Source organism: Paenibacillus sp. FSL K6-2859, from assembly GCF_038008265.1.
GTDB lineage: Bacteria > Bacillota > Bacilli > Paenibacillales > Paenibacillaceae > Paenibacillus_AQ > Paenibacillus_AQ nitricinens.
Window position 1 is genome coordinate 6,666,868 of sequence record NZ_JBBOYU010000001.1, and the last position, 21,432, is coordinate 6,688,299.

The window sequence follows — 21,432 nt, forward strand, 5'->3', positions numbered from 1 at the left end:
TAAAGAAAAGGCAGGACAATTATAAAGTTTTTCTTAAAATGTATAAGATCTCAGTGGTCTTACCCAGTAAAGGTATATCCTACGCCCCAGATCGTCTTAATAAATTTGTTCTTATTGATGTCTTCACCGAGCTTTTTGCGTAAGGTACGGATATGCACCATGACCGTGTTGCCACTTTCATAATAAGCTTCTCCCCATACCTGCTGGAAGATACTTTCCGCACTAAACACCTGCTTAGGATGGCTTGCCAATAAATGCAGAATATCAAACTCTTTCGGAGTTAGGTCTATTATCTCGCCGTAAAGAGTGACGGTATGCTCATCTGGTGAAATCGTCAGCCCACCTACTTCAAGGACCGACTTAAGAATGGCTGCGGGCTGACTGAATTGTATAGAGCGCCGTAGTTGAGAATTAACGCGGGCTACTAGCTCCATGGGATTAAACGGTTTGGTCATATAATCATCTGCGCCTATGACAAGTCCCGTGATCTTATCGAGATCAGAAGTTTTCGCACTTAAAAAGATAATCGGCAGATGATGCTGCTCCCGGATGTGACGGGTTACCTCATAGCCATCCAGCCCTGGCATCATAATATCGAGAATCGCCAAATCTATCGTTTGGGAGTCAATAGCTTGCACCGCTGCCCGCCCATCGGATACTTTAATGATATGATACCCTTCTTTTTGCAAATGCAAAGCCACAAGATCCGCAATCTCCGCCTCATCATCCGCAATCAAAATCGTAATGCGCTTCATCTATATTTCACCCCTGTAGGTTTATACTATATGATCTACATCCATTATACCCCAAATTTAAAAACCACTCCTAGGATGGAGTGGTTTCGATGAAATCTATGAGGAATAAATAGAACTGTTGTAATATTATTTATTTTTATGATAACTCTCTAGCAGAGCCTCTAATGAAATGCCATTAACTGTGACGCCTGAAAGATTGCAATCTTTTATCTCTACATTCGAAAGATCACACTCTACAAAAGATGTGCCGTTAAGCTGGCATCGTTCAAACTTATTGCCTTTACCATACAAGTGAATATCATGGAAATAGGCTTCTCCTAATTCACTATTGCTAACCTCGATTTCCCACAATCCGACTTCATTAAACTTAACAAGATGCATATTGATATCGTTAAAAGTAGTACTGCTCATATTAATATTGTCAAACTTAGTACCCGCCATATTTACATTAGAAAAGTTCGTCTTAGGCATATCAATATCATCGAATTCACTTTGGCCCATGGCCACACGACGAAAGTTGGTTTCAGGCATTCTTTCATCCTGAAAAACTCTCTTTTTAAATTCGTCCTGCAATTTGTTTTCACTTAGATTGTTATTCACTGTACTCAACATCTCCCTTTTTAAGATCGTTCTTGATCTGCGGAGTCTACTCTCGACAGCTTCAATAGATAAATCAAGGAAATCAGCGATCTCCCTAACCTTGTAGTTGTCGATATAGAATAGAATGGTGACTATACGGTTAGCTTCGGATAAGGTGTTTAATGCCTTCCACACATCTTGCTGGAGTTCTTTTCGGAGGAGCTGATCTTCAGTGGTCTCCAGCTGAGAAACCTCGATTTGCTCCATGAATTCATATGCAGCTTTCTTCTTATTCGCCCTAAACCAATCCATACATTCCCGTGAAGTAACTGCATATAACCAACTGGCGAGTTTCTCTGGCTCCTTTAAGTTGAGTAAATTACGATAGGTCTTAACAAAAACCTCTTGTGTAATGTCTTGCGCGGTGTGGAAATCACCCAATTTACCGTAAGCTACTCCGTATACTGCATTGGAATATTTGCCGATAAGCCCACTGAATGCATCCATATCCCCTTTACACACCTTATCTACCAGTTCTGCATCCGTACAAGTCACTATCTGCCTCCTTAACAATCAAGTTCATAACATAGACGGAAAAGGAGTTCAAAAACCGTCTTTATGTCTACAAATAATCTTTTTGATGAAGAAAGGTCTAGTTAGAGTTCAGTACTACTGGCTTGCCGATACAGCTCACGGCTCTTATAACCAGCCTGTAGAATCATCTTCATTTCCTCTTTACGCTTAGCTCTTGTTGCCTCTTGTTTGGCACTATAGACATATCGAGCCCAGTCTTTGCGGTATCCCGGGGTAAGCGATTGATAGATGGCTAGAAGCTCCGGTGTATCTTTCAGATCTTCTTCCACAATTGGAATGAAAGAAATATAGTCATCCACAGATTGACTTGGGGTATTGGAAAGCTGACCTTTCCCCTTAGCGTCCTCTTTCAACCCCACAACTGTAAAGACATCATCCAAACCTACCATGCGTGCAAATTTAATATTGCTTGTCCCGATGTAGCCATTCTCATCACTGCCCAGACCCTCTAGTAAGTCATCACGATGAATAAAGGTCGGATACACTTTGTTTCCCTTTTTAGGATACGCCACAAAGAGATAGCCATTCTTATGAAGATGCTGTTGCTCAATCACACGGTTCACTAGTTCCTGTAACGACGCCATGTCTAGTACAAAGGCAAATATAAGATCATACGCCCCATTTAGCGAAGTATCATAATCCGTCAATTCCGCTAAATAATCGGAGCCTTCTGGTTTACTCAATATCGCTACTTGGTTTTATTTTTGTAAGTTCAGCTTTTCAACGATTGTTTTAGTCACTATGCTTCATCCCCCAAATGTATTCGGATGCTTCTTCATCGTGATCATTATAGCTTAATCGCTACCCAATCAAAACATTCTACGGGCCGTCACAAAACGCTTCTTCCACTTCTCACTCAGGGCTTCATAATGGACGCCTTGTTCCTTCGAATACGTATGCAATATCTGATTATTCCCCGCATACATGGCAACATGACCAATGTCGAGGCCACGTGCACTAAAGAATAACAAATCACCTTTACGCAGTTCGGTGATCCCAACTTCCTTCCCTTCTTTGGCTTGATTATAAGAGGCACGTGGCAGATCCACCGACAACACGTTCTCAAATAAATGCCCTACGAAAGAAGAACAGTCAAAGGTAGACGTCTGGTTTGTTGCTGCACCAAATTCATAAGGGGTTCCCAGATACTTCTCTCCGTATGCAAGCAGTTCGTTTCCCTGCTTCTCAGCGAGCGAATCACTAGTATAATCGCTATATTTCGGTTTAGCAGATATGTACCCCGTCTTGTTGTCTTGCGTTCGCACTTCTAACCACAAAGCATCCACTTCTCTAACGATATGGACTTTATCGCCTACGGACAACATTTGCTGGACACCTGATTGATCCGATGAATTCGGCGAACTGCGCAGGTTAACCCCATAACGAATCGTTGTATCGTAATTCAGTGCTGAATAGATGCGGACGGTCCGAGTGTTAGCCTCCCACTTCACGGTGCTGCCTAGAGCCTCGCTGACAAAACGCAGCGGCATCATCGTATTTCCACCGACAACCTGACCCGGAACGGTTAAGCTTAAGACTTGTCCATTTTTGTTCGCAGTTAAATCTCCTATTTGATAAGTCAGCAGCAGCGTTCCCTTAGTGGCCTTAACTGTTTTGGTATCGTTGTTCCATGAAATCTTTGCTCCCTGTTCTTCAAACAGCTTGCGCATGGGAATAAGCGTTGTACCGTTTATGAGCAAGGGCTGAACCTCTAATTCAAGCTGCCGATCATCCAGAAAAACGCCCGTAACCTGATTCTGAGGCGTCACCGCCGCATGGGCTGGAACTGTATAAAGTATAGATGTAAGTAGTACAAGTAGTGTTGCTTTCTTATGAATCCTCATGATGTCATCACCTCGTTGATTGATATGTTCAATTATTATTACTAAAAAAAGGGTAATTAGTTCTGTTACAATTATTGGTGGAAGCCTACAAAAGCAACTGGAAGCGTTACTTACCTTTCATGCTTCGCTAGTTGCGACTAGCGCTTCTATATATATTAATTTATGATATTCTATTGATTGGATGAAGCGAAAGATCCAGGAAAGGCAGGCACCTGTCATGAGGCTTATGTTTTCACACGTGAATACAGCGGAAGAAACCGCTGAGGTTGCGCGATTGGCGGCAGAAATATGGCGCGAATATTATGTTTCCATTATTACAATCGAGCAGATTGATTACATGATTGACAAGTACCAATCGGTTCCAGCGATTACGGATCAGATCCAGCATCAGGGCTACGAATATTACTTGCTCCATAACGATGGCTCCGCAGTCGGATATATTTCGGCCAGACAAGAAGAGGGAAAGCTCTTCTTGAGCAAGTTTTATATCGGCAAGGAGTACAGGGGACGCAGCTATGCCAGCCAAGCGTTGGCATTCCTTGAGAAGCTGTGCAAAGATCGAAACCTAAGCCATATTTGGCTGACGGTCAATCGTCATAACGAATCGAGTATAGCGGTATATGAGAAAAAAGGCTTCCGGACCGTACGAGAGCAAATTGCGGATATCGGACATGGATTCGTCATGGATGATTTTGTTATGGAAAAAGAAATCCCGGTCCCACATTAAGATTTAACATAGCCAATATTTTTAAAAAAAGAGGACTGTGGTCACCTTTCGGTGCCACAGCCCTCTTGTTATTCCACTTCAAAAATAGAATCGATAATAATGGGAAGATTATCCCTTACAGAAACAGCGCCCAATACCGAACGAGCATGACTGCCCTTGTCTCCGAATACCTCCAGCATTAAATCCGAACAGCCATTGAGCACTTTATGATGTTCTTCGAATAAGGGATCTGCATTCACGAATCCTTGAATTTTGACCACTCTCTTCACTTTATCCAAGGAACCTAAAGCTGACTCAAGGACGGCAAGGATCTCTATACCAGTCTGACGTGCAAAATGATAACCTTCTTCGGTGGTGAAGTCTTGTCCCAGCTTGCCTTTGGGGTGCCCGGCAGGGCCTTTTCCCGATACAAAACATAATCCATTAACAATGACGTAGTTAGCATATTTTGCCGCCGGTTCACTGGCACTAGGTAGAACAATACCTAATTCCTCAAGCCTGTCCGCTATGATTCGATCCGCCACTTCAGTCCCCTCCTCCCATCAGTACAATAATTGGTAAGATCATACTGGTTAATCTAGAAAGGGTCAATCCTATTTTGCTTCGACCTCTGCTTCCCATCTCGATATCTCAGCTCGAACAATGGGTGCTACTTCAGTCCCCAATAGCTCAATGGCTCTCATTACATCCTTATGAGGCATCGTACCTAGCGGCACATGCAGCATAAAGCGTGTAATTCCTACGTGTTTGCGCAGGTGAATAATCTTCTCTGCAACGGTGTCTGGATCTCCTACATATAAGGCACCTTCAAATCTACGTGCCGCATCAAAGCTCGCCCGACTATAATGACCCCAGCCACGTTCACGACCAATCACATTCATGCTAGCCTGCGTAGAGGGGAAGAACATATCGGCCGCAAGCTGATTATCCTCTGCAATAAAGCCGTGCGAGTGTGAGGCAACCGGAAGCTTCGACACATCATGTCCTGCTTGGGCCGCCGCTTTCTTATAGAGCTTCACCAGTGGAGCAAACTGCAACGGACTTCCTCCGATAATCGCGAGCACAAGTGGTAGCCCGAGCAGGCCAGCACGAATTACAGATTCTGTATTGCCTCCACTGCCAATCCATACGGGCAATGGATTCTGAACAGGGCGCGGATAAATCCCCAGATTATTAATGGCTGGACGGTGATTTCCACTCCATGTTACTTTTTCGGATGCCGTTATTTTTAACAACAGGTCCAGCTTCTCATCGAATAACTCATCATAGTCATTTAAATCATATCCAAAGAGCGGGAAAGATTCGATAAAAGAACCCCGGCCTGCCATGATTTCTGCCCGTCCATTTGAGATTCCATCAAGTGTTGCAAAATCCTGAAATACACGTACTGGATCAGCAGAGGACAGCACAGTTACCGCACTGGTCAGCCGAATTCGTGTCGTCTGGGAGGCAGCCGCAGCCAGCAATACTGCTGGAGAAGATGCAGCATAATCCTTTCGATGATGCTCACCCACACCGAATATATCTAAGCCCACCTTATCTGCAAGAACAATCTCCTCTACTACCTCGCGCAATCGCTGTGCATGACTTATTAACTCCCCTGATTGAACATCCGGTGTTGTTTCTACGAACGTACTGATACCTATTTCCACTTACGATTCCCCCTTAACTATAGTTTTCTCTTCGAGTTGTTTGTTTGATTATAACACAAGTTACGTTCAAGCATAGCTAGGCATTAATGCCTAGCCTCAGCTTGTCCAAAAACTCATTCTTAAAATTTGCAGAACCTCGCTGACAAATAGAGGATTTTGATGAAATATGTTGAAATGATCTAAAACAAGTAGCTCTCGCGCATCTCATGCTTAATATAGGAGGGACATATGCTTCAAAGAAATAAACACAAAAATTCCATATCCAAACAATCCTTCAATCCTGTTCGGGGTTCCTTAAAAATCGCCGTAATATATTTTATTATAGGGTGCTTATGGATCCCTTTAACAGATAAAGCCGTTTCCGCTTTTACACGAGATCCGGAATGGATAAGACTTAGTAATATAATTAAAGGCTGGTTCTTTGTCCTCATAACAGCTTTGCTTATCTTTGCGTTAATTCTAGGTACTCTGAAACGAATTAAAAGGATCGAAAAGAAACTGGATCTTGCCTATAGGGATAAGGTAAGCGCCCACGAAAATCTAGAGGCCGCCTATGAGGAAATCACAGCTACGGAAGAAGAACTCAGACAACAATATGATCAGCTCATTGAGAATCAAGAGAAGCTAGCCATGAATGAAGAAAGGATGCATTATCTGGCGTATCATGATCTATTAACCGGCTTGCCCAACAAATTAGCATTTTATGAGAATGGGCCTCACATTTTGGAAAGGAATAACATTGCAGCCTTAATGTTTATCGACATTGATTACTTCAAATATGTAAATGATACAATGGGCCATGAATTTGGTGACCGGCTAATTGTTAAGGTTAGTGAGAGATTGGTGTCCCTGGTTGGGAGTAGTGGGGAAGTGTATCGTTTCGCCGGGGATGAGTTCATCATACTTTTATATTCTATTGAGAACAGTCAGTGTATAACTAGCGTAGCCACCCACATTATTGCCGGTTTTAAAGATGCGATTGAGATGGATGACAGTCTGCTGCATGTTAGCCTAAGCATCGGAATCAGTGCTCACCCCGAACATGGAAGTAATATTATGGAACTCCTTAAATGCGCAGACATCGCTATGTATAAAGCCAAAGACGCTGGTAAGGGGCAAATTATTGTCTTTGATCAACTGCTCAACGATACCTTCACTGAGCGAATGAACATTGAGAAGCAGTTATATAATGCTTTAGAGAAAAATGAGCTGGAAGTATTCTATCAACCCCAGATTGATCTGACTCAGAACAGGGTGACGGGACTAGAGGCTCTTATGCGCTGGAATAACCCTATACTAGGCATGGTCCCTCCGGATAAGTTCATCAAAATAGCAGAAGATTCCCATCTCATTATTCCTCTTGGAGCGTGGGTGCTCAGAACGGCCTGCGCCTTTTTAAAAAGTCTTCATGAGCAAGGATTATCACATCTGACCATGTCTGTTAATATTTCAATGCTGCAGCTCCTGCAAAGCGATTTCAATGAGTTAGTGCTAGACACCTTGCAAGCCTACGAGCTAGACCCTGAATTCTTAGAGCTAGAAATCACAGAAAGTGTTCTGGTTGAATCTTACGAATATGTGAGCAGCAAACTGACTGAACTCAGAGCTCACAACATCAAAATTGCCTTGGATGACTTTGGTACAGGTTATTCCTCCTTAAGCTATCTTACTCATATGCCGATCTCGACATTAAAAATAGACAAGTCCTTCATTGATTCCATTCGAACAGGGACACATCAAGCCGTTCTCGTCGAACAAATTATTATGATTGGTAAACGCATGAATATGTGTGTTATTGCAGAAGGTGTAGAGCGAACTGTACAACTCGATTACCTACAGGAGCAAGGCTGCGATAAAATTCAAGGTTACTTATTCAGTAAGCCACAGTCCGCACAGAGTGTACAAGAGCTGCTAACCGAGTGGGAGAAGGTTTCGAGCATAAATGAATAAAGATGAACCTATTTTTTTATATAAGAAGGTGTTACCAAATTGAATATCATGACATGGATTGACTTATCATTATTCTTCGTTCTTTTCGTTCTATTCATCTACATATTTGTTACTGTAACCATCACTAACTTACATAAGGTTTACTTGACTTTCCATTTCACGATGATGTTATGGCCCTTCTGTCAATTCGCTCTCAAAACTACAGCTGATCCCGATGTTCAATTGTTTTATGTGAAGCTCGCTTTTATTGACTCGATACTGTTAACGATTGGATGGCTTCTTTTTACGATATTTCTAACTGGAAAATCATACCTTCTCCGAAAAAAGAAAACGCTGCTCCTATACATTGTCGCAGCATTGATCTTAATAGGAGTGATCGTCAATCCAAAGCAAAGCTTTGTACTGCCTATGCATGGTGGATATGTTGAAAGATCTTATGGTCCGCTTTTTTGGCTGTTTATTCTCTTCTTGATCTGCACTATTATTATTTCTCTGTATATCATCTATTCAGCGCTTATATCGAACGCCACACAGCGGATCAAAAAACAGGTTACGCATGTACTTAAGGGTGTGCTAGTGCTGACTGTATTTGTATTACTGGATGTCTTTCTTAATGTAGTACTGTTTAAATCTCAGCCGGTGATTCCGGGGATGACCTCTCTGGGGATACTAATCTCTGCGATCTTTTTCGTCATTGCCATCCATCGTGATAAAATATTTGATCTCGTAACCATTGCCCATCAGGATATCATTGACACACTCACAGTAGGTATTCTTGTACTTGATGATAACGAGACTGTGGTAGAGATCAATCGATCGCTTTTGCCAAAAATCAACCTACAGATCGGTGACCGCTTCGACTTATCAACGCTAACACCCCTGGAGCAGACTGCCAGCGCTTTCCGATTGTTTCAACATACATATCTTAAACAGCCCATGGAGAGAACCGAAGTTGAAGTCTTCTACACCTCGCTCCAAGCATACATCAATATTACAGCGGCACCCATTGTCGTAGGCGAGATCATGGTTGGACGGATTCTCACCTTTCAGGATAGAAGTGAACTGCATCGCCTCATTGCTGAGACTAATCAGCAGAACGAGATCCTGCAAGAGCGTAATCTGGCATTAATTGAAATCCAGAATAAGCTTTCTCAGACCAACCAAAAACTCAAGCAGATGGCCATAACGGACAGCTTAACTGGTTGTTATAACCGTCATTACTTAACGCAGTACTTAGAAAAAGAGATTATAGAAAATATGATATTGAAGCAGCCTTTTGCCATCATTCTACTGGATATCGACTTTTTCAAAACGGTGAATGACAATTACGGCCACTTAGTCGGCGATGTTGTAATTTGCAGCACGGTGGAGGTCATTAAGCATTCACTAAGAGAGACGGATATTCTGGCACGCTATGGTGGGGAAGAGTTTATCGTCTATTTACCAAATACGAACCACACACAAGCAAACCTCTGGGCAGAGCATATCAAATTCATGATAGAGGCCAATAAAGTACATGTGGATGAAGTTGCTCATTCTGTATCCATCACTGTAAGCATGGGACTACTGTCTATTAATAATTTTGCAGAGCAGTATGCAGAAAGCCCGACCAATCAACTAAATGATTTATTCGAATCAGTGGACAAAGCTTTATATCAAGCCAAAAATGCAGGACGAAACCAAATTGTCGAGATCATAAGATGACACGCCTTTAAACATTACCTAAAAAAAGAAAGAATCAGCCCTGCTTCTATAGAAGGTAGGCTGATTCTTTCTTTTATATTTTTTTATATCTTTTTAACAAATTCGGATTTTAATTTCATAGCTCCAAACCCATCGATTTTGCAATCAATATCATGATCTCCGTCCACTAAACGGATGTTTTTGACTTTGGTGCCTATCTTCAGAACGGATGAGCTTCCTTTTACCTTAAGGTCTTTGATTACAGTTACTGAGTCGCCGTCATTTAGTACGTTGCCGTTGGCATCTTTGATAACCTTTTGACTTTCACTATTCTCAGACTCTGATTCTAATGTCCACTCATGTGCACATTCCGGGCAGACTAGTAGACTTCCATCTTCATAAGTGTACTCAGAATTACATTTCGGGCAGTTCGGTAAATTAGACATTGTTTCATTTTCTCCAATCGTAGTTCAAATTCTAGCTGTCTTGCGGCTAATCTTTAAAAGTATATTTCATATGGAGTAATGATTCCACTATATCCAGATAGTAAGTTTGTTCCACGTTTCCTGATTTTCTCCTAGAAAACAAACTACTAAATATTATCTTGTATATGTTTTCACAATTGACTATGATAATACTGTAAAATTTTCATATAAATACATAGGAGAGTGAACAATGATTAGTCAAAGGAGTGTCGCATTTTCCATTATATTATCATTAATTACATGTGGAATATACGGAATATTTTGGTTTATCGTTCTAACGAATGACGTAGGCAAGTTAAGTGGGGACTACACATTTACTGGAGGAAAGCATTTTCTTCTGACATTGATTACTTGCGGGATATGGAGCCTGGTTTGGGCCTACCAGATCGGTAAACATGTTGCAGAAGCTCAAAGACAACGCGGCCAACTCGTGTCCGATAATTCAGCTCTTTATGTGATCCTCACAATCTTTAGTTTTGGTATTGTTACATACGCTTTGGTGCAATCAGATGTTAATAAATTGGTATAATTTTACGATTAATAAGAGGACACAGCCCAAACTATTTTGGAGTGTGTCCTTAAGTCTCCTTGGCTTACTATATTTCACTGTATGGCTGCCCTTAACCCATATGGGTATTCCTTGTCTGTTTCATGAATGGACCGGATTTTATTGTCCGGGATGTGGAATTACAAGAGCTATCTTATCCTTATTAAAGTTCGACTTCATTCAGTCGTTTAGATTTAACCCGTTGCTATTTATTCTAGCACCTTTGTATATGTTGTACTTGATTACTGAAAAGAAGCGTATTCAACCACTTAGCTATTGTATTATGGCTGTAATGTTGATCCTGACCGTTACATTTGGAATACTGAGAAATTTCCCAATGTTTTATTACTTGGCTCCAACAGTAATTGGCTAGCATCAATCACGTTTACATAATAGCTTGAAGTCGCACAATCGCTTGAGCCCGGTCAACCACCTCTAATTTGCTATAAAGATTACTAATATAGTTACGGGCTGTCCCCTCCGCAATATGCAGTGTATCGGCAATTTCGCGATTGTTAAGCCCCCGGATAATGAGCTGCGCCAGCTCCTCCTCCCGTTCTGTCAGACTGATGCGATCTAGGCTAGATCTTTGCCAATGCTCATACTCCTCTGTTAGCCTATTCATCCTTGCTGCCAGTTTAGCTGCTACAGGAGCTGGAAGAATAAACTGACCGGATAACGTATCATGAATCGATGCGATCATTTTATCTGCGTCCATATCCTTCAGCATATAGCCGCTCGCTCCGTAGGCCATCCCCTCAACAATATAATCAGTCTCTATAAAAGTAGTCAGAATCAAAATAAAGATGTCTGGCCGAATCTGCTTTATTCGTTTCAAGGCGCTAATTCCATCCATAACCGGCATTTGAATATCAAGAAGTACTAGATCAGGCTGGAATGCTTCCACCATCTCGCAGGCCTCTTCCCCATTCTTGGCAGCACCAACCACTTCCATATTATCTTCCAGATCCAGAATGGTGCGAAGTCCCTCACGCGTAAACAATTGATCATCGGCAATTACAATCTTAATCTTACTCATTTCTATCCACGACCCTTCGCATTGGCAGATCGATCTCCAGTAAACAGCCCTCATTCATTTCTGAATCGATGGATAAGCTGCCCCCTAGTTGCTCAACCCGTTCTTTCATCGTTCTTAGACCAAATCCCATCACAATAGGACTAGCCCCTAGCCCACTATCTTTTAGCCTAAACTGCAAATTCGCTCCAACAGACTCCAGGCTAAAATGGAACTGTGTACTTTTCCCGTGTCTAATTCCATTCGTTAATCCCTCCTGTAGAGCATGATACAGTGCCTTCTTATAGGCTGTTGACATGGCTTCCGGCAGATCATAAATAACTGCATGGATAACAACGCCTGTATTGCGCTCTGTATCTCTAATCAGCTGCTTCAGCATAACGGTTAAATCAGAATACCGGTCCTCCTTCAGCATATGGACGGAGCCGCGAATTTCATTCAGGCTATGCCGCACAAGATCCTGGGCCTCAGCCAGACGCTGAAATCCACTGTCAATGTCCTTCTTATGGAGTAGCCGCTTTCCAGCCTCAATCTGCAGGATCGTCGACGTAAGTGTATGCCCGACAATATCATGAATCTCTTGGGCAATACGATTACGTTCCTCAAAGACGGTAGCTTCAGCCAAAGCTGCAGACGTTTCACGCATTGAACGCTCCAGACTACGGGTTCTTTCTATGACTTGGTCCTCTAGATTTTTCTTAAGATATTGAATTCCTGAATAAAGCTTAGCATTGGCGATAGAAATGGCGCATTGAGAGCCAAGCAGCTTGAGCACATCAAGCCTGCTCGGAGTAAATACACCTGGTGATAGATTATTCTCCAAATAGAGCAGGCAAACCAATTTATTCTGATTCATGATCGGAAGACAAAGAACGGATTTCAGTTTATGATTCCTAACGTAAGTATTACGCGTAAATATTCCCTCACTGAGTGCATCATGTAATACAACCTGCTCATGTGTTCTTGCCGCATAAGCTATAATTGCTGCCGGAACCAGCGACGATTCTTCCCCAAGCGGTACAGATTCTATATGCTGAGCTTCCGAGGTACCATAAGCTTCAACCATCCATTTGCCATCATGATCAAAAATAACGGCTCCATATTCGGCCCCAGCATTATGGAGCATGATTCGCATCAATGTGGCCAATAATCGACTCATCTCCATCTCACCCGACAAAGCTTGGGCAGACATTACCACGGAAAGAGAATCCACACGATCGAGCCCAGGCTCGCGTTTAATATGCAGCAAATAGCTGTGCTGCTTCTCCAGTTCATCCGCTTTAGCCTTTGCGCCCCATTGCAGATAAGCCTCGTAGGCCTCCGTCATATAGATTCTTGCCAGATGTAATTTGCCATGGCGAAGCCCATATTTGCCATAGCACTCCGCTGCCAATGCTAAATCATGGATATGTCCGTAAATACGAGCGGTCTCAATGGATTGTTCATAGAAGACTTCAGCTTGGCGAGGATCTCGTGATAGACGAGTAAGCTCAGCTTTCATCAATAAATATTTATGCTGATAATTCTCCGGGCTACGCCTAGCAAGCTTTTTCATTTTCTCCAGGCAACCGCGCATTTTTCTCCGATATATGCGCTGCTCTTCAGCGTCATATTCCTCATACAACTGCGCCCAAACTAAACCTTCGTACATGGTCTGTGTAGGAGTGTCTAACCCATCCTCACGTGATTTTATAATGGCTGCTGATTTGGCTAATGCCTCACTGGCTTCTCTGTACTCCCCAAATATATAACCTGTCAAATACTGATAGATCCAGACCATTTCCTGTATAAAATCAAAGGTGTCGCCATGAACCGACTGTGCAAAATCAGATTCGCTAATCTCTGTGATGTTAAATGGATCATCCACAGAGCGATAACCTGTCAATCGAACAAGAATGGCCACTGCTATGATAGCCTGCTTACAATGGAGGCTGTTGTTATGGCGCAGCAAAGCTCCAGAATGAGTAATTAACCGATTATAGATATCACCGAGTGGGTGACCAAATTGTAAAAGGGAAGCACAATTAATCAGTATACTCTGGTTACCCTTCCATAGATCGCCCGATTCCAAACCGACTTTACCTGCATGCTCGGTAAATGTTTGGAGCATAGCTGGATCATATTTCCGCCAGCTATCATAGCACATGGCGAACGCAGACAGGGTTGTCACATGAAGCTTCGGATAAGGTTCTGATAAGCTGCAAGCCAGCATGGCCCATTTGAATGTCTCTTCATCATTACGGAAGTAATAGTATTGAAACATGGCGTAGCCTATGAATCCAAGAGAAGCCTCCGGAGTCATCCCATAGTCGAGCGTTAACTCAATCATGGTGAGAGAAGAAGCGAGCCAACCTTCTCGATTAACATAGAAGCAGGAATTGCTCGAATGATCTAAAGTAGACATGGCGATTCTACGTGCTTCATCGGTCATTGGAGGTAACAGTTTAAGCGACTCGATAGAAACCTTCTTTAGCCTACGCCGCAATCGTAACCACTGGAGCGTCAATTGAACATAACTCGGATCAAATTGATGTTTCACTTTCAGTAACGATAATGTATGCCTCCCTAAAGAGATAACCTCTTCATGGTTATCATTACTTGCTTCCAGTTGAACCCTCATCGCGTAGACATAAGCCTTATCCATATCTGTTGTAGCTTTATGGATTAACAAATGGAATAATTCATTAGTCGTGTCGAAATGGGAACATAAGTATTCGAGCTCAGCCCTTTCCCGAAATACCCGAAAGGTTAGCACATAATGCTGCTCCCAGCTCTGCTCCTCTAATAACGCCGTCGCTTGAAGCAGATATTGTAAGGCTGTCTCATGTGCGGTTGTTTGTTTGGCTTTTATCCCTGCCTCTAAATTCAGCTCTACCAGTTGAAGCCTCTGTTCAGGGTTATCTATCCAGGTAAGTATCTGATTCAAATGATGGACAGCTTCAAATAGGACTGTTCCCTCACTATCAGGGTGACGACCCAGCAATAGTGATCCAATCCTCCAATGCAACTCTGGGAGCTCCTCTTCGGGAACAAGCGCATAAGCCGCCCGATGAATGTGGTTATGCTGGAATTTAAAATGCGTATATTTCTCCCCGCTAACAGGTTGTAGCAAGCGTCCATTTACAGCTACTGCCAACGCTTCGGTCAATATTTCTATCGGAATCTCCGTTATTTCGGCAAGCGTACCCACATCAAATATGCTGCCTAGTAAAGCGGCTCTACTAAGTGCATATACCGTCTGCTCAGGAAATTGCTGTAATTTACTTGATAGATATGCTGCTACATTATCAGGAACATTCAATTCAGTAATACGCTGGAGATCCCATTTCCAGCTTCGCATATTTTCATCAAATTCCACCCGCTGATCATCAATTAAATCTTGAAGGAATTGCTTAATAAATAACGGATTTCCATCAGTCTTATGTAGCAGCACCCGCGCCAGCTCGTCCAAGTCTGCAGCTTCATAACGCATAACATCAAGTAGCAGTTGTTTTATATCGGTGAGTTCAAGCGCTTGTAAAGTGATTCGGCTCATCGCTGCGTTACGGTCGATCAGATGCTTTTCCAATCTACTAAGCGGATGCAGCCTCGTAATTTCCCGATCACGATAGGATAGAACGATTAGCAGATGACTCGTGGCCGTGTCTTCTATAAGCGAAATGAGATATTGCAGCGATGTTTCATCCGCCCATTGCAGATTGTCCAATATCAAGATCAAAGGATGATCTTCATGAGGAAAGAGTTGAATAAATCGGCTCATGATTAATCGAAATCGATGCTGAGCTTCCAACGGAGGCAACGGAGGTACGGAAGGCTGTGGGCCAATCAAGAGTTCAAGCTTAGGAACAAACTGGATCAGCAGCTGCCCGTAATTCTCCACCGCTTGTAAAATACGCAGCTTCCAAACCTCCAGCTGCAGCTTCGTTTCCATCAGCAGTTGACTGACCAATTCTTCTATCACTTGATGCCAGATGCCATAAGGAAGTGAGGTATGTAGAGATTCAAATTTGCCTCTGGCGAAAAAAACATCCAAAGAAATCGTATTTTTAAGCGTTTCTTTTAGAAAGGTTGTTTTGCCGATACCACTCTCCCCACTAAGCCAGACCGTCTTTACAGCACCTTGTGATGCTCGTTTCAGCGCTTCTCGTAAGCTAAGTTTCTCAAAATGTCTTCCGTAGAATTTTTCCGATACCATCCAGTGCTCCGGAATATCCCAGCTTCCTAACAAGAAGGGCTCGATGTACCCGAATTGTTCTAGGTGAGTTAGACATTCCTCAAGATCCGACTTAATTCCAAAGGCGCTGGCATATCTCGCACTAGGCATTTTCTCCATGCATTTGCCAACAATGTCTGAGACAGATAGAGGGATAGTGGGAAACCTGCGATGTATAGGCTCCGGTGTATCTGCAAGATGACGATATACAATATCAACCACATCATGAAGTTCGAAGGGAAGACTACCTGACAGGCACTCATATATGATAACGCCAAGCGAATAAAAGTCAGAACGGTAGTCCGGGTTCACCCCTGTTCTGCCCGTTTGTTCTGGCGATATATAAGGAAGCAAAGCATCCGGTCGGCCACTTAATGCTAACAAAGGACTGGAAACACTTTCGGTACAGGACATACGGATATCAATAAATTTCACTTCAAAGGTGCTAGGATTTACGATTAGATGAGCGGGGGTTAGTTCATTTAGTGTTATTTTCTCACGATGAATTTGCATAAGACAATCGGCTATAGCTATGGCAATACGAAGTAGCGCTGGAAGCTCCAGTGAATCAGGTGTATGCAGTATCTGATCCAGCGTAACCCCCTCTATATTTTTCAAGAGAAGGACTGGCCGTTCCGGTGTGAGTTCCAGACTATACGCCTCGACTGCTCCACGACCGTTAAGTCGCTTAAGTATGTCATACTCATAACGAAAAGCATCAACTATAGTAGACCCTGGATACTCGCCTGTAGTTGTCTTGGCGATAAACTTAAGGCCATCTTCTTGACGTAGCAGTCTGTACAGCTTGATATCTGAGGTAGTCTCTATAAAATCTAAAGTTTGGTATCCTGGCAACTCAAACATTAACAGCACTCCCTAGTTACAATTAGGTAGACAGAATACACAATATCGAAAAGTAGTTATACTCATTATATCATCTGATCTCGCCATAGAATCCTATGTTGTAATTAACTTTGTCATCTATTTTGTCATATGACATCTATAAAATTTCATTGTGATAATATAGAAAAAAACACTCAATCATCCCAGAATACGGAGGATTCAAATTGTATCTTTTCTACATAGACTACCCTACGCGATTGGTGATCTGCCTACTGTAGAAGCTATAGGGGCTAGAGAACGAGTTCTAGCGGTTATTCCCGTGCTTGATATGATATGCATATGGGGAGAGGAAAACATCGTATCCGATGTTAAGTCGGAGACAGAGCCGCTCCAAATTTAACATGGAAAGAAGCAGCATTTCCTTTGATAGAAATACTGCTTCTTTTTGTTACATTAAAGCTTGTCAAGAAACTCCACGTACCCCTGCGCGCTGCGGTCCAAAATAAGTGGTAAATCGCTGTTATCTGCTAAATAGTGTTCAGCGCCATAAAAGACAAAGAAAGAGCGGTAATTAGTTTTGCAGTACGACAAAGTCGTTTCAAAGGGAACCAGGTACTGTTCAAGAGTCTTTCCTAAGGTTCCTTCCACACTAAAATCATGCTCCGTTCCCCCGGCTGTTACGGCCAGAGCCGTTTTTTTGTTTATTAATGCTTTGGCCTTCGATCCGTACGCCCATCCGTGTGTGAATACTTCATCGAACCATTGTTTTAGCAGCGGCGGGGAACTCCACCAGTAGAGGGGAAACTGTAAGACCAGCTTGTCATGAGCTTCAACCAGCTGTTGTTCTTTTTCCACGTCGATCTTTCCATCCGGGTAGGCTTTATAAAGCTCGTGAACCGTATATTTTTCCGGGTATTTGCGGAGCTCCTCTATCCAGCGTTTATTGACGATGGACGTGTCCATGTTTGGATGCGTGACGATAATAAGTGTTTTCATATGTTTTTCCCTCCTTGAGCGGTATCTGTTTCTGAAACTGAGTGTAACCCACATCAAGGAAATGCGTAAGTACGCACATTTAGTTCATGTACTTACCTAAAGGTGAGTACTCACTGAACTGGACTTAAACGAATCAGCTTTAAGGATGCGGAGGACTACATAGCCGCTTCCTAAATACATTACATACAAAAAAGAAAAATTCAGGAGGTGCCTCAGGAGCTATGAACTGGCTGCTGAGACACCTCCTCGTATATAATGCTGATGACATATTTTACTCATAAGACATTTCATATTTCGTTAGCCCTATCGCGTTTGCGTACAATGCCGCCTGTGTCCGATCATTAACCTGCAGCTTCGCTAAAATCTGGCTGACATGCTTCTTCACCGTAAATTCACTGATAAAGAGACGTGTAGCAATCGTTCTGTTGCAAGCACCTTGTCCAAGTTCAATCAATACTTCCTTCTCTTTCGATGTCAATTCATCCGCCGGGCTGCTGCCGCTAATACGCATCTTTTCTTCCATTAGACCAGGATCATAGTACTTTCTCCCTTTATGCACTAACTGGATAGCAAAGAGTAACTCTTCCGGCAGTGCCTCTTTTAGGACATATCCGTTTACTTCTGCTTCTTCAGCCCTCAAAAAATCCTCTCTGCTTGCAGAGGAAGTCAGCAGAATGAACTTACTAACCATGCCGCGAGCACGTGCTGTCTTAATGACATCCAAGCCCGATTCATCAACAAGCTTTAGATCAATGAGAACAATATCCGGCTTTGTCGCTTCAATCACATCAAATGCTTCTTGACCATTCGTAGCTTCACCAGCGAATTGCACACCTGGCTGCATTGAAATGACAGATGCCAACCCTCTTCTAACTAACGGATGATCATCCACAATAACGATTTTCATAGAAACCACTCCCTCAAACAATCATGCATTCTTTAATTTTCCAGAGCAAAGCGTCTTAGGATACCTTCCAATTAACCTCTGACCGCTTGGCTCCCTCCATTTTGAGTAAGATTTCTGATTTAAACCCAGCAGCTCTTGCAAATAAACGATAAGGCAAGGTGCTAATTATCGTATTGTAGCTTGTCACATTTGTATTATAGATCCGTCTACTGGCTGATAATTTTTCCTCTAAAATATTTATACTTCGTTGCAATTTAATATACTCATCACCAGCCTTTAGCTCGGGATAATTGTCCACCTGAACATTTATGGTATGAAGATACTTCTCCATTTCCACGTATCTAGTTAGTTTCTCAACAGGTAGCTGATGATCCTTTAAGCCCGCACGCATTCTATTCACTAACGCCAATGTCTCACGATCATTTACGGCATAAAAGATAACCATTTCCGATACTTCCATCAGCGCCTCAAATCGTTGCTGTAAATAGGCTTCAATGGTAGCAAAGGACTCTTTCGCACGATTACGCATCATGATCAATTGGTTGCAAGCAACGATTAAATAGGCTCCAGCTATAATAACGATGATCAACCCGATTCCTAACATTTGCATCACCTCTAGATATTTATATTTTTGATACCGTTTAATAGCAAAAATAGAAATTTAATTTAATTTCATATACTTCTGATTAAGTATAGTGAAAAGAATAGTCTGCTTATAGTGAGCGTTGTCATTTCTTTTGTCATATGACAAATTGGATTTTTTTTGCAAAACAAACTTTAAAAAGGTCTTCCTGATAGGCTACTGTTTTGGAGTCAACCCACATAATCTAAGTAAATAATCTAATCAAGGATGTGTTTGCCATGAGTGGCACTACAGGATCATCACGCCGTTTAGAGAGGCCCAATTTTCTTGTTATTCTCGTAGATGAGGAGCGATATGCCCCCATATATGAACATCCCGAAATCAGAGAATGGCGACGTCAGAATCTAGTCACACAGCAATTATTAAAATCCCATAGCCTTGAGTTCCACAGACACTACATCGGAACTACGGCCTGCTGTCCCAGCCGGGCAACCCTGTTTACAGGTCACTATCCTTCGCTCCATGGTGTCAGTCAAACAGTAGGAATTGCCAAAGAATCCTTTGATTCCAATATGTTTTGGCTGGATAGTAACACTGTACCTACAATGGGTGACTACTTCCGGGAAGCCGGTTACCAAACCCACTATAAAGGGAAGTGGCATATCTCCAATGAGGATATTATCATTCCCGGTACCCATGACAGCTTGCCCAGCTATAATTCGGTGACTGGCGTCCCTGACAGGCAGCTTGAAGAAATTTATTTACGAGCGAACCGTTTAGATAACTTTGGGTTCTCTGGTTGGGTGGGACCTGATCCGATTGGAAAAAATCCGCGAAACTCTGCTTCCTCAGCCGCGATCGGATTAAGTGGACGCGACGAGGTATATGGTGCAGAAACTGTAGAAATCATTCAAGCACTGGATCGCCAAAAAAACCAGAACAACAACGCTCCACCCTGGCTTCTCGTCTCTTCCCTTGTAAATCCACATGATATTGTTCTATACGGAGCCCTCACTGCACATTTGCCTAATTTTAGGTTTGAGGTCGAGCCTATGCCTGAGGTTGCTCCCTCTCCGACGCAAAATGAATCATTAGCTACCAAGCCGCGCTGCCAAGCCAGCTACCGGGACCTCTATCCAAAAGCCTTGCAGCCTATTATTGACCAGCCTTTTTATCGCCAACTGTATTATCAACTTCAAAAAAACGCGGACCTTCAAATGCGAAAGATCTTCGAGACTCTAACTCGCTCTTCTTTCTATGACAATACCATCGTCATCTTTACTTCCGATCACGGAGATTTATTAGGAGCTCATGGCGATCTCCATCAAAAATGGTACTCTGCCTACGAAGAATTTCTACATGTCCCTTTTCTCATCCATAATAGACGCTTATTTCCCAAATCTCAGGATGCCCATGCCCTAACAAGCCATGTAGATCTGATTCCTACTATGCTGGGGCTCGCCAATCTGGACATCACAAACCTTCAGAGCCGTATGCAAAATAGATTCAGTGATGCCCGCCCTTTTGTGGGCCGTAATCTTGCACCTCAGATACTGGGGCACGATTCCTCTGCGATTGCTGATGCCCCCGTCTATTTCATGACCGACGATGATGTGACTCGCGGCCAGCATCAGACAAATCCCTTGGGAGAACCCTATTCCTCCGTCGTTCAGCCGAACCATATTGAAACGATTCTAACGTATCTCCAAAGAAAGGGTCGGACAGAGCTATGGAAATTTTCCCGCTATTTCGATAATCCTAAGTTTTGGAGTGAGCCCGGGGTACAGGATGTCACGCTCCAGCCTGTGGAGGGAAAACCCGGTGAATGGACTACAAAAGTTAAAACAGTACCCGTACCTGAGGAGTTTGAGCTCTACAACTTAACTGAAGATCCTTTAGAAGCTCGCAACCTTGCTCACACCACCCTAGCAACAGTGCAGAGCAGAAGTATTCAGCAATGGATGAACCATCTACTAGCAGAGCAGCGGAGCCAAAAGCGCTTAACGCCTACCCAGACGGCCACCAAATAAAAGTGAGG

At 42.8% G+C, this 21,432-nt stretch carries 18 protein-coding genes; 6 read left to right on the forward strand and 12 right to left on the reverse strand.

All coding sequences use genetic code 11. The annotated features are described in order from the left end of the window. Positions 1 to 59 precede the first annotated feature (59 nt). The 4 genes from MHB64_RS29700 to MHB64_RS29715 form a co-directional block, all read right to left on the reverse strand. Positions 60 to 755 carry a response regulator transcription factor gene (locus MHB64_RS29700; protein ID WP_094868414.1) on the reverse strand — a complete coding sequence of 232 codons (696 nt, stop codon included), beginning with the start codon at positions 753 to 755 and terminating at the stop codon, positions 60 to 62. A 126-nt stretch (positions 756 to 881) separates the two neighbouring features. Beyond that, on the reverse strand, positions 882 to 1,889 hold the full coding sequence (locus MHB64_RS29705) for a sigma-70 family RNA polymerase sigma factor (RefSeq protein ID WP_341135973.1): 1,008 nt from the start codon (positions 1,887 to 1,889) through the stop codon (positions 882 to 884). A gap of 101 nt (positions 1,890 to 1,990) precedes the next feature. After that, on the reverse strand, positions 1,991 to 2,614 hold the full coding sequence (locus MHB64_RS29710; RefSeq protein ID WP_341136136.1) for a YdeI/OmpD-associated family protein: 624 nt from the start codon (positions 2,612 to 2,614) through the stop codon (positions 1,991 to 1,993). Between the two features lie 123 nt (positions 2,615 to 2,737). Continuing rightward, positions 2,738 to 3,772: a C40 family peptidase gene (locus MHB64_RS29715; RefSeq protein ID WP_341135974.1), complete on the reverse strand. Its 1,035-nt coding sequence runs from the start codon at positions 3,770 to 3,772 to the stop codon at positions 2,738 to 2,740. A gap of 217 nt (positions 3,773 to 3,989) precedes the next feature. Between MHB64_RS29715 and MHB64_RS29720 the strand changes: the two genes are divergently transcribed. Beyond that, on the forward strand, positions 3,990 to 4,499 hold the full coding sequence (locus MHB64_RS29720; protein WP_094875362.1) for a GNAT family N-acetyltransferase: 510 nt from the start codon (positions 3,990 to 3,992) through the stop codon (positions 4,497 to 4,499). 68 nt (positions 4,500 to 4,567) lie between these two features. Here the strand turns inward: MHB64_RS29720 and MHB64_RS29725 are convergent, their stop codons facing one another. Next, positions 4,568 to 5,023 carry a RidA family protein gene (locus MHB64_RS29725; RefSeq protein WP_256989668.1) on the reverse strand — a complete coding sequence of 152 codons (456 nt, stop codon included), beginning with the start codon at positions 5,021 to 5,023 and terminating at the stop codon, positions 4,568 to 4,570. A gap of 69 nt (positions 5,024 to 5,092) precedes the next feature. Next, complete coding sequence (locus MHB64_RS29730; protein WP_042192850.1) at positions 5,093 to 6,151, reverse strand: LLM class flavin-dependent oxidoreductase; 1,059 nt, start codon at positions 6,149 to 6,151, stop codon at positions 5,093 to 5,095. 228 nt (positions 6,152 to 6,379) lie between these two features. Here MHB64_RS29730 and MHB64_RS29735 point away from each other — a divergent pair, with 228 nt between their 5' ends. Then, positions 6,380 to 8,101: a putative bifunctional diguanylate cyclase/phosphodiesterase gene (locus MHB64_RS29735; RefSeq protein ID WP_341135975.1), complete on the forward strand. Its 1,722-nt coding sequence runs from the start codon at positions 6,380 to 6,382 to the stop codon at positions 8,099 to 8,101. Between the two features lie 48 nt (positions 8,102 to 8,149). Continuing rightward, on the forward strand, positions 8,150 to 9,805 hold the full coding sequence (locus MHB64_RS29740; protein ID WP_341136137.1) for a histidine kinase N-terminal 7TM domain-containing diguanylate cyclase: 1,656 nt from the start codon (positions 8,150 to 8,152) through the stop codon (positions 9,803 to 9,805). Between the two features lie 83 nt (positions 9,806 to 9,888). On the opposite strand, the gene MHB64_RS29745 is transcribed toward MHB64_RS29740, so the two are convergent. Next, positions 9,889 to 10,230 (reverse strand): zinc ribbon domain-containing protein YjdM, encoded by a 342-nt coding sequence (locus MHB64_RS29745; protein WP_094868417.1) that lies wholly within the window; start codon positions 10,228 to 10,230, stop codon positions 9,889 to 9,891. Positions 10,231 to 10,459: 229 nt separating this feature from the next. On the opposite strand from MHB64_RS29745, the gene MHB64_RS29750 reads away from it, so the two are divergent. Together MHB64_RS29750 and MHB64_RS29755 are read left to right on the forward strand one after the other, a co-directional pair. Beyond that, positions 10,460 to 10,798, forward strand: a complete 339-nt coding sequence (locus MHB64_RS29750; protein WP_094875359.1) for a DUF4234 domain-containing protein — start codon at positions 10,460 to 10,462, stop codon at positions 10,796 to 10,798. Between the two features lie 100 nt (positions 10,799 to 10,898). Beyond that, on the forward strand, positions 10,899 to 11,189 hold the full coding sequence (locus MHB64_RS29755; RefSeq protein WP_256989672.1) for a DUF2752 domain-containing protein: 291 nt from the start codon (positions 10,899 to 10,901) through the stop codon (positions 11,187 to 11,189). Positions 11,190 to 11,201: 12 nt separating this feature from the next. Here the strand turns inward: MHB64_RS29755 and MHB64_RS29760 are convergent, their stop codons facing one another. From MHB64_RS29760 to MHB64_RS29780, 5 genes are all read right to left on the reverse strand, one after another. Further along, complete coding sequence (locus tag MHB64_RS29760) at positions 11,202 to 11,855, reverse strand: response regulator transcription factor (RefSeq protein ID WP_341135976.1); 654 nt, start codon at positions 11,853 to 11,855, stop codon at positions 11,202 to 11,204. Continuing rightward, entirely contained in the window at positions 11,848 to 16,929 is a 5,082-nt protein-coding gene (locus MHB64_RS29765; RefSeq protein ID WP_341135977.1) for an AAA family ATPase, read from the reverse strand. Before MHB64_RS29765 ends, MHB64_RS29760 begins: the two co-directional genes overlap by 8 nt. Positions 16,930 to 17,361: 432 nt before the next feature. Next, on the reverse strand, positions 17,362 to 17,904 hold the full coding sequence (locus tag MHB64_RS29770) for an NAD(P)H-dependent oxidoreductase (RefSeq protein WP_094868422.1): 543 nt from the start codon (positions 17,902 to 17,904) through the stop codon (positions 17,362 to 17,364). A 271-nt stretch (positions 17,905 to 18,175) separates the two neighbouring features. Then, positions 18,176 to 18,811 carry a response regulator gene (locus MHB64_RS29775; RefSeq protein WP_094868423.1) on the reverse strand — a complete coding sequence of 212 codons (636 nt, stop codon included), beginning with the start codon at positions 18,809 to 18,811 and terminating at the stop codon, positions 18,176 to 18,178. 55 nt (positions 18,812 to 18,866) lie between these two features. After that, positions 18,867 to 19,415 (reverse strand): LemA family protein, encoded by a 549-nt coding sequence (locus MHB64_RS29780; protein ID WP_179281471.1) that lies wholly within the window; start codon positions 19,413 to 19,415, stop codon positions 18,867 to 18,869. A 257-nt stretch (positions 19,416 to 19,672) separates the two neighbouring features. On the opposite strand from MHB64_RS29780, the gene MHB64_RS29785 reads away from it, so the two are divergent. Then, positions 19,673 to 21,424: a sulfatase-like hydrolase/transferase gene (locus tag MHB64_RS29785; protein ID WP_094868425.1), complete on the forward strand. Its 1,752-nt coding sequence runs from the start codon at positions 19,673 to 19,675 to the stop codon at positions 21,422 to 21,424. The last annotated feature ends 8 nt before the right edge of the window (positions 21,425 to 21,432 follow it).

Bases quoted from the DNA above. Each gene is read 5' to 3' on its own strand.
- MHB64_RS29700 (WP_094868414.1), bottom strand. From the start codon at position 755: ATGAAGCGCATTACGATTTTGATTGCGGATGATGAGGCGGAGATTGCG.
- MHB64_RS29715 (WP_341135974.1), bottom strand. From the start codon at position 3,772: ATGAGGATTCATAAGAAAGCAACACTACTTGTACTACTTACATCTATA.
- MHB64_RS29720 (WP_094875362.1), top strand. From the start codon at position 3,990: ATGAGGCTTATGTTTTCACACGTGAATACAGCGGAAGAAACCGCTGAG.
- MHB64_RS29735 (WP_341135975.1), top strand. From the start codon at position 6,380: ATGCTTCAAAGAAATAAACACAAAAATTCCATATCCAAACAATCCTTC.
- MHB64_RS29740 (WP_341136137.1), top strand. From the start codon at position 8,150: ATGACATGGATTGACTTATCATTATTCTTCGTTCTTTTCGTTCTATTC.
- MHB64_RS29745 (WP_094868417.1), bottom strand. From the start codon at position 10,230: ATGTCTAATTTACCGAACTGCCCGAAATGTAATTCTGAGTACACTTAT.
- MHB64_RS29750 (WP_094875359.1), top strand. From the start codon at position 10,460: ATGATTAGTCAAAGGAGTGTCGCATTTTCCATTATATTATCATTAATT.
- MHB64_RS29755 (WP_256989672.1), top strand. From the start codon at position 10,899: ATGGGTATTCCTTGTCTGTTTCATGAATGGACCGGATTTTATTGTCCG.
- MHB64_RS29760 (WP_341135976.1), bottom strand. From the start codon at position 11,855: ATGAGTAAGATTAAGATTGTAATTGCCGATGATCAATTGTTTACGCGT.
- MHB64_RS29765 (WP_341135977.1), bottom strand. From the start codon at position 16,929: ATGTTTGAGTTGCCAGGATACCAAACTTTAGATTTTATAGAGACTACC.
- MHB64_RS29770 (WP_094868422.1), bottom strand. From the start codon at position 17,904: ATGAAAACACTTATTATCGTCACGCATCCAAACATGGACACGTCCATC.
- MHB64_RS29775 (WP_094868423.1), bottom strand. From the start codon at position 18,811: ATGAAAATCGTTATTGTGGATGATCATCCGTTAGTTAGAAGAGGGTTG.
- MHB64_RS29780 (WP_179281471.1), bottom strand. From the start codon at position 19,415: ATGTTAGGAATCGGGTTGATCATCGTTATTATAGCTGGAGCCTATTTA.
- MHB64_RS29785 (WP_094868425.1), top strand. From the start codon at position 19,673: ATGAGTGGCACTACAGGATCATCACGCCGTTTAGAGAGGCCCAATTTT.